Origin of the sequence: Agrobacterium fabrum str. C58 (genome assembly GCF_000092025.1) — a bacterium.
Lineage (GTDB): Bacteria > Pseudomonadota > Alphaproteobacteria > Rhizobiales > Rhizobiaceae > Agrobacterium > Agrobacterium fabrum.
Map to the genome: position 1 here is coordinate 2,265,932 of NC_003062.2, position 13,194 is coordinate 2,279,125.

Consider the following 13,194-nt stretch of genomic DNA (forward strand, 5'->3'; position numbering starts at 1 on the left):
ATGAAAATTTTTTACTATAGCTATATTTAAAAACCACGAAAACGCGAAGAAATAGGCTGAAAACAACCCAAGAATGCAAATGAAAGAAAATATCGCATGGCAATAATACCAGGAGTCGAACAGAAGCCCATGAGTTCCAATTTAGAATCACGCATCGATCAGGGTACCGGCCGTGAACCGGCAGATATGGTTCTGAAGGGCGGGCGTTTTTTCGATCTTGTCACCGGGGAACTTGTTGCTTCGGACATTGCTATTTGCGGCGATACTGTCGTTGGCACATGTGGAGACTACAAGGGTCGGCATGAAATCGATATTTCCGGAAAAATCGTCGTTCCCGGCTTCATCGATACACATCTCCATATCGAATCCTCGCTCGTTACACCGCATGAATTCGACCGCTGCGTTCTGCCCTATGGTGTCACCACCGCCATCTGTGACCCGCACGAGATTGCCAATGTGCTGGGCGCGGAAGGGCTTCAGTTCTTCCTCGACAGCGCCATGGAAACCATCATGGACATCCGCGTGCAGCTCTCCTCCTGCGTGCCCGCCACCCATCTGGAAACATCAGGCGCCGATCTACCGATCGAAAAGCTGCTGCCGTTCCGAAATCATCCGAAGGTCATCGGGCTTGCCGAATTCATGAATTTCCCGGGTGTCATCCACAAGGACCCGGTGTGCATGGCAAAGCTGGAGGCCTTTCAGGGCCAGCATATCGATGGTCACGCACCGCTTCTGTCGGGAGCGGCGCTCAACGGTTATCTCGCCGCCGGCATCCGTACCGAACATGAATGCACGAGCGCCGCTGAGGCGCTGGAGAAAATCCGTAAGGGCATGCATATTCTGGTACGCGAAGGTTCGGTCTCGAAGGACCTGCATGCGCTGATGCCTATCATCACCGAACGCCTGTCACCCTATCTGGCGCTCTGCACCGATGATCGCAATCCGCTCGATATCGCCGAACAGGGCCATCTGGACTATATGATCCGCACGGCGATCGCCAGCGGCGTGGAACCGCTCGCCATCTATCGAGCCGCCTCGATTTCCGCTGCTAAAGCCTTCGGTCTTCGTGATCGCGGTCTTGTCGCCCCCGGCTGGCGCGCCGATCTCGTGGTCATCGACACCCTGCAGAACTGTAAGGCGAGCATGGTGCTTTCCGGCGGCCGCCTGGTCGATGACGCCCTGTTTGCCACCCGCAAACCGGTGGCACCCGTCGGTCTCGACAGCGTCAAGGCCAGACCGGTGCTTGCCTCCCATTTCGGTGTGCCGGTCACGGAGGGCGAAACCCCAGTCATGGGCGTGCTTCCCGGCAAGATCATCACCGAACATCGCCGCTACAAGCTGCCGACGGATGGCAACCAGACCACCGTCGATCTCGAAAACGACATCATCAAGGTTGCCGTCATCGAACGTCATGGCAAGAACGGCAATCATGCCAATGGTTTCGTCCAGGGCTTCGGACTGAAAAAGGGCGCCATCGCCTCCACCGTCGGCCATGACAGCCATAATATCTGCGTCGTCGGCGTGAGCGAAGACGACATGGCGCTGGCCGCCAACCGGCTCGGAGACATCAAGGGTGGTTTCGTGGTGGTGGAAGACGGCCGGGTGACGGGCGAAATCGCGCTCCCCGTCGCCGGGCTTATGAGCCTCGAACCTTACGAGACGGTACGCGACACGCTGCACACCCTGCGCAAGGCCGCCTACGCACTCGGCACCACGCTGGAAGAACCCTTCCTGCAGGTCGCCTTCCTGCCGCTGCCCGTCATTCCGCATTTGAAGATTTCGGATATGGGTATGGTGGATGTGGATCGGTTTGCGCTGATTTGATTGCGCAGCGTATATCGCCGCACGCGGCGGAGACGTCTAGAGCATTTCGAGGAAAGTGGATCCCGGTCTTCCGGCCGAAAATGCTCCAACCGTCTTCGCAGGCGCGGGGAGCGGCCTCAAGCCTTCGTTTCAGCGGGCCAGGTTACATAGTAATATTTGCCCGCCACCCTGCCGAAATAGGCATTGCCGCCTGTCGCCTTGTCGACATAGCTGCCGTTACCATCCCGCGAAAGCGCACCGTCGTCGCTGCGTTTCAGCTGGGCATTGAGGAAATCGACCCAGTTGGTCTTGGGGATCTCCGTGGCCGCTGTCGCCTTGGCGTTTTTCTGGCCAGGATCCCAGGCGCCGACCGATTTTCCCTGCGTCGGGTCCGAAACCTTCAGACGCCCGCGCTGCAGAGCGTCCATCATGGACCGTGCACGCAGATATTGAGCCGGGTCGTCACCTGCCGTCGAAAGCTTGGCTTTCAAATTCTGCATGAAGACAGACGAGGTGAGATAATCGCTTGAAGACGTCTTCGACGTCTGTGTCGTGGACGATACACGCGCCGACGATTGCCCGGAAAGCAGGACGTCCCTGATCGAAGGGACGGCAGCCTGAGCTTTGCCACGAGAGGTTCCCGAATTGCCAGCGCCGAACTGGCCGAAATTCTTGATTGAAACGGACATGAGACAATCCCTGCCAAGCCCTGAGGCCGCGAATGAAAAACTCTTAATGCCCCAATGCTTACACAGTAAAACTTGCGCTAAGCTCGCCAAATATTGGCTTAAAATAAAAATGACGAAAAATTCCAAATATTAAATAGAATAATTGAGCAAATAATATTAATAAATAAAAATATAAACATATTAATATTTAAAAATAGATGGCTATAAATCTATATTTCACTGTTCCGGCTCGTCATTCAAGCGCAGCATCTTGCGGAAATAAACCACCCGTTCCGTTTCCTCAAACCCAAGCGCCGCATGCATGCGATGGGAATCGGTGTTTGAAATATCGGCATCGGAGGCAAGCTCGCTCACGCCCTGGCTGATTGCCCAGCGGGTCACCTCCTCCACCATGAGGGCGGCAACGCCGCGTTTGCGAAACGCCTGCTCGACATAGATTCCCTCGAGAAAAGCCACGGGCGACGTATCGCAGCCGTTGACATAGTCCCGCCGCAGGCTGACCTCGGCAAAACCAATGGCCACTCCGGCTGGATCACGGACAATAAATCCAGCCCCGGTTTCGCCGACGTCCTGCAACTCCTCCCTATGTTCGGCGGGCGTGGTATCCGGCCACAGGCGATGCCGCAAAAGGCACCATGCATCAGGGTAGTCGGCGGCGTTTCCGATGACAAATTGTCCGCTCATGCAACGATCCCGCAAAATACATCCAGCCCCTCGAGCTTCACGATGCCAGCATCATAGAGCGGCGCAAAACCCGGCATCTGCAGGATATCCGTAACACTCATGGCCTTTGGCACGGGAAATTCCACCGGCTCACGGGTCAGGTTGAAAACGAACAGCAGTTTTTCATCACCCCTCTGCCGGGTGAAGGCCAGCACATCGAGATTGGTCTTGATGAAATGCATGTCGCCGTCGCGCAGCGCACCATGGGTTTTGCGGAAGGACAGGACGGCCCGATAATGGTTGAGAACCGAATCCGGCTTGCGCTCCTGCGCATCCACGGCCTGCATGGCATGCACGTAGGGCACCGGCAGCCAAGGCTTTTCGGCAGTTGAGAACCCGGCATTCGGCTTGCCCGTTTCCCACACCATCGGTGTGCGGCATCCGTCGCGCCCCTTGAAGGCGGGCCAGAAACGAATGCCATAGGGATCACGCAGATCCTCGAAGGCAAGTTCGGCCTCTGTCAGCCCCAGCTCCTCGCCCTGATAGAGACATATGGAGCCACGCAGGCTGGCGAGAACACAGATGGCGAGTTTCGCAACGCGCGTCTGCTCCTCGGGGCCTTCGGAAAACCGGCTGAGATGGCGCACCACATCATGGTTGGAAAAGGCCCAGCACACCCAGCCATCCGTCACCACCTTGCCGAATGTCTCGACCGAGCCGCGCAGGTGTTTTGCACTGAAATCCGGTCCCAGCAGATCGAATGTGTAACACATGTTGAGTTTGTCATTGCCGGATGTATAGGCCGCGACCGTTTTCAGGGAGCGAGCCCCATCCCCCACCTCACCCACCGTGGCGCGGCCCTCATAGTCGTCGAGCAGCGCACGAAAGCGCTTGAGGAAAGCCACGTTTTCCGGCCGTGTCTTGTCGTAGAGATGGTCCTGCATGCCATAGGGATTGACGTCGGACGCATCGAGGCCAAAACTTTCGTCGTCAACAAGCGGCGGGTTGTCGCGCAAAAGCTTGTCATGGAAATAGTGGTTGACGGTATCGAGCCGAAAACCGTCCACGCCACGATCGAGCCAGAAACGCACGGTTTCCAGCACCGCATCCTGAACCTCGGGATTGTGGAAATTCAGGTCCGGCTGCGAGGCGAGGAAGCTGTGCATATAATATTGCTTCCGCACCCCGTCCCACTCCCAGGCCGGCCCGCCGAACACGGAAAGCCAGTTGGTGGGTGCCGTGCCATCCGGTTTGGGATTGGCCCAGACATACCAGTCCGCCTTGCTGTTGATACGGCTCGCGCGGCTGTCCACGAACCACGGATGTTTGTCAGACGTATGCGAAATCACCTGATCGATGATGACTTTCAGCCCCAGCCGGTGCGCCTCGGCCATCAGGGCGTCGAAATCGGCGAGCGTGCCGAACATTGGATCGACATTGCAATAATCGGAAACGTCATAACCCATATCGGCCATGGGCGAGGTGAAGAAGGGTGAGAGCCAGATGGCATCGACACCGAGTGAGGCGATATAGGGCAGACGTTTCGTCACCCCGGCCAGATCGCCATATCCGTCGCCGGTCGTATCCTGAAACGAGCGCGGATAGACCTGATAGATCACCGCTCCTTTCCACCAGTCCGATTGCGCTTGAGGTTTGTGGACCGGGGCATGGGGTAGCGTCATCGGCGATCTCCTGAGGGTGTCACGCCGGGAGAATATAAAGCCCTTGCGCCCGCGTAAACCGGAACTTCGCACATGCACAAACGAGCCACATCGCCCTTGTCAGCGGCGCGCACTCGTCGTAAGCCGCATGGCTGGAAAAAACGGGAGGATGACGGCGTGGGCGGACGGTTTTTGTCGATTGGCGAATGCATGGTGGAACTGTCGCAGGCCGGCAACGGGCTGCTGCGCAAGGGTTTCGCCGGGGATACGTTCAATGCCGCCTGGTATGCCCGCGCCTGCCTGCCGCAGGACTGGTCCGTCGATTATTTTACAGCGCTCGGTGATGATCCGCTGTCGGAAGACATGCTGGCCTTCATCGCGGAAGCCGGCATCGGCACCGAAAAAATCCGCCGTATCAAGGGGGGCACACCCGGCCTCTACCTCATCAACCTGAAAGACGGCGAACGCACCTTCAGCTACTGGCGCAACGCCGCCGCCGCAAGACAGCTGGCCGCCGACGCAGATCACCTGCGCAAGACGGTCGAAAGCGCCGATGTAGTCTATTTCTCCGGCATCACGCTCGCCATTCTCGCCTCCGCCCATGATGTCGATACATTTCTGGCCGAACTGCGCCGCGCCCGGGCTGCCGGCAAGCTGGTGGTCTTCGACCCCAATATCCGCCCGCGCCTCTGGGCCGACAGGGATGTAATGCTGGAGACGATCTCCAATGGTGCCCGCGCCGCAACGCTGGTCATGCCAAGCTTCGATGACGAAGCCAGCCATTTCGGCGATGTCTCCGTGGAAGCGACCATCGCCCGCTACCGTTCGCTCGGCGTTGAAAACATCGTCGTGAAGGACGGCGCCAAGGGCGCAACGCTTGATTTCGGCGGCAGCCGCAGCCACGCCCCGGCGGAAAAAGCCGTGGATGTGGTGGACACGACGAGCGCCGGCGACAGCTTCAACGGTGCCTTCCTTGCCCGTTACGTCACCGGAAGTTCTCCGGAAGAGGCGGCCACCTTCGCGGCAAGGGCGGCGGCAACCGTCATCGGCCATCATGGCGCGCTGATCAGCCCCGAGCTGCTTCCGCTGGTGGGATAAGGCTCGCCACACTGGGCGAACGTGGATTTTCGCATGCAGCCGCCTCGGCTTCCCTCATTCCTGTGCTTGTCACAGGAATCCAGCCGACGCGCGTCTGCGCGGCGAGAAGTGCCCTTTCAGCCCAAGGACTTGGGCTGGCTGGATCCCTGTGACAAGCACAGGGATGAGGACAGGAGGCAGCGCCACGGACAATAGCAAAATTTTGAGCGCAAACCACGATTCCCCACCGTCACAGACCCTGACATGATCCTGTAACAAGCGCGCCGCATATACGGGCAGAAGCCGGGCAATGGGGATTCGCCCGAGCGCAGATGAGCAGGATCAGTGTTTCATGACGAGAATCACGATTGTCACAGATGCCTGGCACCCGCAGGTCAACGGCGTGGTTCGCTCGATCGAAAACACCAATACCGAACTGGCGCGACTGGGCGTGGATGTGCGCATGGTCACGCCGCAGAGTTTTTACAGCATCCCCTGCCCCACCTATCCGGAAATCCGCCTGTCGGTCGCCGGTTATCGCCGCGTGGCGGTAGAGATTGAAAAAAGCCAGCCCTCCTTCGTGCACATAGCCACGGAAGGGCCGCTGGGCTTCATGGCCCGGCGCTGGTGCGTGAAGAACCATATGCGGTTTTCCACCAGCTATCACACCCGCTTTCCCGAATATGTCGCGGCACGTTTCCCTGTTCCGGAAAGCTGGCTTTATGCTTTCGTGCGCTGGTTCCACAATGGCGGCAACACCTGCATGGTGGCTACCCCGAGCCTCGAGACCGAACTGGAAGCGCGCGGCGTTCGCAACCTCAAGCGCTGGAGCCGCGGCATCGACGCGGAGCTTTTCCATCCCCGCACGAAAACAAAGCTGCCCTTCGACCTGCCGAGACCGATCTTCATGACGGTGGGCCGGGTGGCGGTGGAAAAGAACCTGCCGGAATTCCTGGACCTCGATCTGCCGGGATCGAAGATCGTCATCGGCGACGGCCCCGCCCGCTATGAATTGCAGGAAAAATACCCTGATGTTCTGTTCACCGGCATCAAGACCGGTGAGGAGCTGGCCGATGCCTATGCCCAGGCCGATGTCTTCGTTTTCCCGTCGAAGACCGACACATTCGGCAACACCATTCTGGAAGCGCTGGCCAGCGGAGTGCCCGTGGCCGCCTTCCCCGTCACCGGGCCGATCGACATTCTCGGCGGCAACCCCGCCGCCGGCGCACTGGACAATAACCTGCGCGATGCCTGTCTGGCAGCGCTTCACTGCTCACCACAGGCAGCGCTTGCGCTTTCCAAAAGCTACAGCTGGGAAAAGGCCTCGCGGCAATTCCTTGACAACGTCATCCACGCAGCCGGAAAATCGCTGCCGCTTCTGTCGCGCTCGCGGCTTGCATGAGGCAATCCCCGAGATTTGTGCGGGAATGAGTAGACGAAAGGGTGCGGGAGTGTCACAAGGCGATCAGGACGCGACTGCCGTTATCTCTAGAACGGGGTCGGGCTGCTGATTGACGTCAGGCGGTTGCCGCGAGATTACGCTGGCCGTCCTTTTTCCGGATGATAGCCCGAAACAGCCCTTGAGATGCCGCTTCAGGATAGAGGAAGAAGCTCTTTCTGCTGGGCCGCGCTCCATTGGTTGATCTTCTCGACAATGTCCTTTGGCGCCATCGACAAGGCACTGCTGGGTATCACGGCGACCGTCCCATGGAAAACCAGCACCAGACTATCCGGCGGCGTGATGGCGAGATGATAACGCGCCCAGCTCAGTTGCACGGTGTCCAGTCTTGTGACCTGCTTGTAGCCCTCAGGTCCTATCTCGACCTGTATTTGAGGCGAATACATCCGCTCATGGGCGATATTCCAATGTGCAAGGGCCTCGTAATAGGATTTCATCTCCCTTCTCGAGCCCCGCAAGATAATGAACCAGACGGCGAGGGCCACAAACGGTGCGGGGGCAAACACCCAATAACCAACCACCGGCCAGACGCCCGGAAACCACGGCAGGCTTAAGGAATAGACGAAACCGGCAGCCAGTCCTGCAAACAAGGATAGATGCGCCCTTGCCGAGGCAAAACGGCGCTTCCAGGACTTGTCGAAAATCATGCTGTAATTTTCATACGCCTGATGCTGATAGCCGTGGACATAGGCGGGAACTTGTTTCGGGTCTGGTGTGAAGCTTATTGAAATGGTGTCATCAGCCATCTGAGCACGTCAATCCCGTCCCTGTTGAAGCCCGATCTTTGTAACAGCCATTTCCCCTTTAAATCAAAAGGCCTTTGCTGCCCAAACTGTCGAGATCGACATCGTCCGGTGAAATCTGCGCTCACCAGGCTCCAGTCAGCATCTCACCCGTCAGCGGCACGGTTCGCGCCTTGCCGTCCCGGTCGGTTACTGAAAGTGATGCCGCCATCTGCTTGGGGGATTTGCGGAACCAGTTGGCGGCAACGCTCGCCATATCGCCGATCATTGCCTGTTTGTGCCAGTCGGCAAAACGTCTGGCCGTGGCTTCCGGCTCGGAACGATAGAAGAAATCGCCGGATTGGCCGAGATCATTGATGGATGCCGCCATGGCCGACAGCGGCCGCTGAAACATCTTTGCCGGCACCGCAAGCGCATCGGTGCCTTCAGAAAAGGCGGGCGCCATGAAATCGATAGCCCATCCGTCGGCCTCGACCCAGCAATGGAAATTCTCACCCGCACCCGTCACATAACCGTCTTCGCGATGATCTGCGAACAAGAGAACCGTTCCGCCGAGATTATAGGCGGCAAGCCCACCCTTCGGCACCGCCTTCACCTTGTAGTGCTGCTGCAGAATGAAGGCGCCGAAGGTGCTGAAATACATGGAGGCCGAGGCGGGATCGGCGTTCTGGCTGATGAGCAGGCTGTTGATGACGCGGTAAATCCTGAAATAGTCGGTCTGCTTGATCAACATGGTCTTTTACTCTTCAAAAACAAGTCGTTGGGCGAGCGTCCGCCGCTTGTTTCTTCTGCCCGAGGGGGAGAAGTCCGCGGCAACAGGATGAGGGGGCGATGGTTAAGATATAAGGAGAGGTTGCCCTCTCATCTGACCCTTCGGGCCATCTTCTCCCCGCCGGGGAGAAGAAAATGCCACATCGTCGTGCCTCAAAACCGCAGGCCGATCACCGCCGCTTCTTCGCCTTGCTCTCGAACGGATTGTCCGAGCCACGATAATGCACGCGGATCGGTACGCCTGGCATGTCGAAATCCTTGCGCAGGCCGTTGACGAGATAACGCGTATAGCTCTCCGGAATGGCTTCCGGACGGGTGCAGGAAATCATGAAGGCCGGCGGGCGGGCCTTGACCTGCGTCATGTATTTCAGCTTCAGGCGTCGGCCGGAAACGGCTGGCGGCGGATGCTGCGTGGTCTGCGCATCCAGCCAGCGGTTGAGCTTGGCGGTCGAGATGCGGCGGTTCCAGGTCTTGTCCGTATCGATGATGCTCTGCATCAGCCGGTCGAGGCCATAACCCGTTTGGCCGGACATTGGCACGGCACGGATGCCACGCGCCTGCGGCAAGAGACGCTCGGTCTTTTCGCGCAGATCGGCCAGATAGGCCTGCGGGTCTTCCACGAGATCCCACTTGTTGAAGGCGAGCACGGCGGCGCGGCCTTCGCGAATGACGAGATCGACCAGCTGCAGATCCTGCTTTTCGAATGGGATGGTGCTGTCGAAAACGATGACGACGGTTTCCGCAAAACGGATGGAGCGCAGCGAATCCGCGACCGAGAGCTTTTCCAGCTTTTCCGTCACCTTGGCCTTGCGGCGCATGCCGGCCGTATCGAACATCTTGATGGTGCGGCCGCGCCAGTCCCATTCGACCGAAATGCTGTCACGGGTAATGCCGGCTTCCGGGCCGGTCAGCAGCCGGTCTTCGCCGAGGAAACGGTTGATGAGCGTCGACTTGCCCGCATTCGGCCGGCCGATGATGGCGACGCGCAGCGGCTTGGTCTCGTCATAGACGGGCTCTTCGTCTTCTTCTTCCTCGCTGCCGGGCTCAGTGCGCGGAAGCACAATATCCGTTTCCGCCTCATCCACATCAGGCGGGAACGCCATGTCTTCGCCGATCGCCTCGACAATGGCGTCGCGCAGGTCGATCATGCCCTGACCATGTTCGGCTGAAACCGGGCAAGGCTCGCCAAGACCGAGGGTAAAGGCGTCATAAAAACCGGCATCGGAACCGCGCGCTTCTGACTTGTTGGCCACCAGCACCACCGGCTTGCCGCGACGGCGCAACATTTCGCCCAGCGTCTCGTCGGCGGGCGTCAGTCCGGCCTTGGCGTCGATGACAAACAACGTCACATCGGCTTCATCGATCGCCGCTTCCGTCTGCGCCCACATACGGCCCTGAAGCGTTTCCGGCCCGGATTGCTCCAGACCGGCGGTATCGATGATGGTGAAGCGCAGGTCTATGAGCTTGGCATCGCCGGGGCGGCGGTCGCGGGTCACGCCCGGTGTGTCGTCCACCAGCGCCAGCTTCTTTCCGACCAGACGGTTGAAAAGCGTGGACTTGCCGACATTGGGGCGCCCGACTATGGCGACGGTGAAGCTCATTGTTGTGTGTTCCTTAGAGCAAGTCTGCCCAAAACGTTACCTGTTTTGGGCAAAAGACATGCGTAAAATAATGAGTTGGATCGCTTTGGCAATGCAAAGAAATGCCGGGGCGATCTGGATGGGAGAAGCGGCTTTAAGCAGCTTTGCCCGAAGCGGTAATGTTGTCGAGCATGATCTGCGCGCGGTTCGTTACGTTGCGCGGGGCCTGCGTGTCGCTCATGATCTGCTCGAACCATTGTTTGGCCTTGGCGAAATCGCCGGCCTTGTAGGCGGCGAGACCCAGAGCCTCGCGGGCCGACGCCCGCATGGTCTGGCCGTCAGTGCTGAGCGGCTCGGCAAGTGCAACCACCTGATCATAGGTGCCGTTGTCGACGAGCAACCAGGCGGCGCGCACCCTGGCGGTGTCGCGGAAGACCTGCGGTGCGGAGGTATCGTTGCCGATGGCGGTGAAGGCGGCGATGGCGCCGGCCGCATCGCCCTTCTGCGACAGCAGCGTGGCGGAGCGGAACTTCGCAAGCACTGGATAATTGCCATGACCCGTGGTTTCGAGATCGGCAAAGGCCTTCAGCGCATCGTCGGTCTTGTTTTCGGAAGCGAGCTTCAGCGCAGCCAGGAACTGGTCGCCGGAGTTGGAAGCGCGGCTGGTGTTCCAGTATTCGTAGATGCCCGCGCCTGCAGCACCGACAACCACGAGAATGGCGGCGCCCACGACCACGATACCGTACCGGCCCCAGAAGCGCGACAGCTGCTCGGAGCGGATCTGCTCGTTCACTTCGCGGATAAAGGTATCATTTTCGTTTGCCATCAAATTCTCCGTTACCCGCGCGGAGATCGTTGCCGATCCATCCGTCCGCGGACATACCAAGCCGCTTACCCGGGTCGGCAAAAGTCAGGCCGACCGGGTCATGGTCGGCCTTCTAGCCTATTTTGCCTGATATGTAAGGGGGAAACGTCGATTTCCTACATCGCGATGGGCTGAACGCCGATCAACCATTCGTGCAGTTTCAGGATGAAAGCGCCCCACAGAACGATGCCGCCGACGATGGCCACCAGATCATAGCGGCTTGAAACGAAGTCGCGGACCACTTTTTCACCCGCGCGCTCGCGGCGCTTCAGCGAAATCCGCATCACCACGCCCCAGGCGAGGAACGATGCAAAGAGCAGGATCGAGGACGTCTCGCCATTGGCGAGAAGATGCGCGAGCGCCCAGATCTTGACCGAAAGAATGAGCGGATGTTTCGTCTTCGTGGCGATGTGGCCAGCCGGGATGAGGCTGGCGATGAGACAGATCATCGCCGGCAGCATCAGGGTCACAGCGATATGGCTCATAAAGACCGGCGGATTCCAGAGCATGCCGGTCTCCTGCCGGGCTTCACCGAAGGCATAGATGACAAGGCCGAGCGTGATGAGGCTGACGAGGGAATAAACGCCCTTGAAAGGCCCCTCACCCATCGCCGCGATCATACGGGCGCGAAATTGCGGTGCGACCACCTTCAAAAGGTGGGTCAGCAGGAACAAGGCAAGACAGAGTACGAGAAAAAGCATGGAACACGGTCCCCCGATGGAACGAATGCGGCCCGATCACCGCGGTTAAGAACAGGAATTAGGCTGAAAGCCATGAAAACGCCAGCCACTTCAAAGCTTCGCCTTATTCCACCCGCAAAAGGCCACGGTGTTTCATATGACGGATAACTGATGTTTCGCCCCTTTGCCGCTTTTTCTCTGTCGCTTCTCGCCGCCCTTCCTGCACTTGCGCAGGAGGCGCAGAAGCCGAAGCAGTTGGTCATCGTCTCCTTCGACGGTGCGGGCGACAATACGCTGTGGGAAAGAAGCCGGGCGACGGGCAAGCAGGTCGGCGCGCATTTCACCTATTTTCTCGCCTGCACGCTGGTGATGGACCGCAAGACCAGCGCCAAGACCTATCAGGGACCGGGCCAGAAGGCCGGCCGCTCCAATGTCGGCTTCGGGCAGTCACAGGAAGAGGTGGAAACGAGGCTGAGAAACATCTGGGCCGCCTATCGTGAAGGCCACGAGATCGGCAACCATACCTGCGGCCATTTCGATGGCGGGCAGTGGACCGCCGAACAATGGGATGGCGAATTCACCACCTTCACCAGTACCCTGGAAAATGCCTGGCAGATGATCGGCAAGAAGGGCGAGGAGCCCGAAGGCTGGCGCGATATGGTCAAGAAGATCAATGGTTTCCGCGCCCCCTATCTGTCGCAGGGCCCGGCGCTAACTGCCGCGCAGAAGAAGCACGGCTTCGTTTATGACGCCACCAGCATCACCAAGGGGCCGGAATGGCCGGTGGAGCGCGAAGGCATCCAGCATTTCGGCCTGCCGCTCATTCCAGAGGGGCCCGGCAACCGCCCGATCATCGCCATGGACTACAATCTCTTCATCCGCCACTCCATCGGCATCGAAACGCCTGACCGTGCCGGGGAATTTGAGGAGCGCGCCTATACGGCCTTCCGCAATGCATTCGACAGGCAATATAATGGCGAGCGCATTCCGTTGCAGATGGGCTTTCACTTCGTGAAGATGAATGGCGGCGCTTATTGGAATGCCTATGAGCGGCTGCTGCGCGAAGTCTGCCAGAAAGAGGATGTGGCCTGCGTCAGCTATGCCGAGGCGATGCCGATGATCGAGGCGCGCAGGAAGCAGAAGACGGAGGGTTAAGGCCCCCGTTTCACGAAAAAGGCGGCCGATTGGCCGCCTTTTTATATG

General features: G+C 58.9%; 12 protein-coding genes. 4 read left to right on the plus strand and 8 right to left on the minus strand.

Annotated elements, in window-relative coordinates; all coding sequences use genetic code 11:
- Window positions 1-129 precede the first annotated feature (129 nt).
- Window positions 130-1,824: an adenine deaminase gene (ade, locus tag ATU_RS11185; protein WP_006314653.1), complete on the plus strand. Its 1,695-nt coding sequence runs from the start codon at window positions 130-132 to the stop codon at window positions 1,822-1,824.
- Between the two features lie 116 nt (window positions 1,825-1,940).
- Here ade and ATU_RS11190 read toward each other — a convergent pair whose 3' ends face one another.
- The 3 genes from ATU_RS11190 to bglA all read right to left on the minus strand — a co-directional run bounded on the left by ATU_RS11190 (window position 1,941) and on the right by bglA (window position 4,837).
- A complete protein-coding gene (locus ATU_RS11190; protein ID WP_006314654.1) occupies window positions 1,941-2,492 on the minus strand; it encodes a hypothetical protein in 552 nt (183 codons plus the stop codon).
- Window positions 2,493-2,708: 216 nt separating this feature from the next.
- Window positions 2,709-3,176 carry an aminoglycoside 6'-N-acetyltransferase gene (gene aac(6') / locus ATU_RS11195; protein WP_010972203.1) on the minus strand — a complete coding sequence of 156 codons (468 nt, stop codon included), beginning with the start codon at window positions 3,174-3,176 and terminating at the stop codon, window positions 2,709-2,711.
- Window positions 3,173-4,837, minus strand: a complete 1,665-nt coding sequence (gene bglA, locus ATU_RS11200) for a beta-galactosidase BglA (protein ID WP_010972204.1) — start codon at window positions 4,835-4,837, stop codon at window positions 3,173-3,175. Before bglA ends, aac(6') begins: the two co-directional genes overlap by 4 nt.
- Window positions 4,838-4,993: 156 nt before the next feature.
- On the opposite strand from bglA, the gene ATU_RS11205 reads away from it, so the two are divergent.
- Window positions 4,994-5,914: a sugar kinase gene (locus ATU_RS11205; protein ID WP_035255947.1), complete on the plus strand. Its 921-nt coding sequence runs from the start codon at window positions 4,994-4,996 to the stop codon at window positions 5,912-5,914.
- A 331-nt stretch (window positions 5,915-6,245) separates the two neighbouring features.
- Window positions 6,246-7,295 carry a bifunctional monoglucosyl/glucuronosyl diacylglycerol synthase gene (locus ATU_RS11210; protein WP_010972206.1) on the plus strand — a complete coding sequence of 350 codons (1,050 nt, stop codon included), beginning with the start codon at window positions 6,246-6,248 and terminating at the stop codon, window positions 7,293-7,295.
- Between the two features lie 191 nt (window positions 7,296-7,486).
- Here ATU_RS11210 and ATU_RS11215 read toward each other — a convergent pair whose 3' ends face one another.
- The 5 genes from ATU_RS11215 to ATU_RS11235 all read right to left on the minus strand — a co-directional run bounded on the left by ATU_RS11215 (window position 7,487) and on the right by ATU_RS11235 (window position 12,012).
- On the minus strand, window positions 7,487-8,098 hold the full coding sequence (locus ATU_RS11215; RefSeq protein ID WP_035255945.1) for a hypothetical protein: 612 nt from the start codon (window positions 8,096-8,098) through the stop codon (window positions 7,487-7,489).
- Between the two features lie 121 nt (window positions 8,099-8,219).
- On the minus strand, window positions 8,220-8,828 hold the full coding sequence (locus ATU_RS11220) for a DUF2026 domain-containing protein (RefSeq protein ID WP_010972208.1): 609 nt from the start codon (window positions 8,826-8,828) through the stop codon (window positions 8,220-8,222).
- A 208-nt stretch (window positions 8,829-9,036) separates the two neighbouring features.
- Window positions 9,037-10,467 (minus strand): ribosome biogenesis GTPase Der, encoded by a 1,431-nt coding sequence (gene der / locus ATU_RS11225; RefSeq protein WP_010972209.1) that lies wholly within the window; start codon window positions 10,465-10,467, stop codon window positions 9,037-9,039.
- A 133-nt stretch (window positions 10,468-10,600) separates the two neighbouring features.
- Entirely contained in the window at window positions 10,601-11,272 is a 672-nt protein-coding gene (locus ATU_RS11230; protein ID WP_010972210.1) for a tetratricopeptide repeat protein, read from the minus strand.
- A 155-nt stretch (window positions 11,273-11,427) separates the two neighbouring features.
- Window positions 11,428-12,012 carry an NnrU family protein gene (locus ATU_RS11235; RefSeq protein WP_010972211.1) on the minus strand — a complete coding sequence of 195 codons (585 nt, stop codon included), beginning with the start codon at window positions 12,010-12,012 and terminating at the stop codon, window positions 11,428-11,430.
- Between the two features lie 150 nt (window positions 12,013-12,162).
- Here ATU_RS11235 and ATU_RS11240 point away from each other — a divergent pair, with 150 nt between their 5' ends.
- Window positions 12,163-13,146, plus strand: a complete 984-nt coding sequence (locus ATU_RS11240) for a polysaccharide deacetylase family protein (protein ID WP_010972212.1) — start codon at window positions 12,163-12,165, stop codon at window positions 13,144-13,146.
- Window positions 13,147-13,194 lie beyond the last annotated feature (48 nt).

Bases quoted from the DNA above. Each gene is read 5' to 3' on its own strand.
- ATU_RS11240 (WP_010972212.1), top strand. From the start codon at position 12,163: ATGTTTCGCCCCTTTGCCGCTTTTTCTCTGTCGCTTCTCGCCGCCCTT.
- bglA (WP_010972204.1), bottom strand. From the start codon at position 4,837: ATGACGCTACCCCATGCCCCGGTCCACAAACCTCAAGCGCAATCGGAC.
- der (WP_010972209.1), bottom strand. From the start codon at position 10,467: ATGAGCTTCACCGTCGCCATAGTCGGGCGCCCCAATGTCGGCAAGTCC.
- ATU_RS11215 (WP_035255945.1), bottom strand. From the start codon at position 8,098: ATGGCTGATGACACCATTTCAATAAGCTTCACACCAGACCCGAAACAA.
- ATU_RS11190 (WP_006314654.1), bottom strand. From the start codon at position 2,492: ATGTCCGTTTCAATCAAGAATTTCGGCCAGTTCGGCGCTGGCAATTCG.
- ATU_RS11220 (WP_010972208.1), bottom strand. From the start codon at position 8,828: ATGTTGATCAAGCAGACCGACTATTTCAGGATTTACCGCGTCATCAAC.
- ade (WP_006314653.1), top strand. From the start codon at position 130: ATGAGTTCCAATTTAGAATCACGCATCGATCAGGGTACCGGCCGTGAA.
- ATU_RS11210 (WP_010972206.1), top strand. From the start codon at position 6,246: ATGACGAGAATCACGATTGTCACAGATGCCTGGCACCCGCAGGTCAAC.
- ATU_RS11230 (WP_010972210.1), bottom strand. From the start codon at position 11,272: ATGGCAAACGAAAATGATACCTTTATCCGCGAAGTGAACGAGCAGATC.
- ATU_RS11235 (WP_010972211.1), bottom strand. From the start codon at position 12,012: ATGCTTTTTCTCGTACTCTGTCTTGCCTTGTTCCTGCTGACCCACCTT.